The sequence below is a fragment of the Vogesella mureinivorans genome, assembly GCF_007644035.1.
GTDB classification, from domain to species: domain Bacteria; phylum Pseudomonadota; class Gammaproteobacteria; order Burkholderiales; family Chromobacteriaceae; genus Vogesella; species Vogesella mureinivorans.
The window spans coordinates 1-294 of record NZ_VMTV02000027.1; the positions used below are offsets into that span (position 1 = coordinate 1).

The following is a 294-nucleotide window of genomic DNA, read 5'->3' on the forward strand; positions in this document are numbered from 1 at the left end:
CTGAACAATATCCTCGCCGACCAGAAGCAAAGCGATATTGAAGGCGAGGTAATCAAGCATGGCTGAAGAACTCTTTCCGCACCTGAAGTGGGATCAGCTTTGGGCTGCAACCCAGGAGACGCTTTACATGACCGCGCTTTCCGGCGTGGCGACGTTTGTCCTGGGGATCGCGCTCGGTCTGGCGCTGTTTTTAACCGCCCGCGGCGGGTTATTCCACAACCGCACGGTCTACAGCGTGATGTCGATTGTGGTGAACGTGTTCCGCTCGATTCCGTTCATCATTCTCATCGTTCT

General features: G+C 55.1%; 1 pseudogene. It reads left to right on the top strand.

Annotated elements, in window-relative coordinates:
- Nucleotides 1-58 precede the first annotated feature (58 nt).
- Nucleotides 59-294 (top strand): annotated as a pseudogene (locus FLQ44_RS00955) (metal ABC transporter permease); the annotation flags it as partial.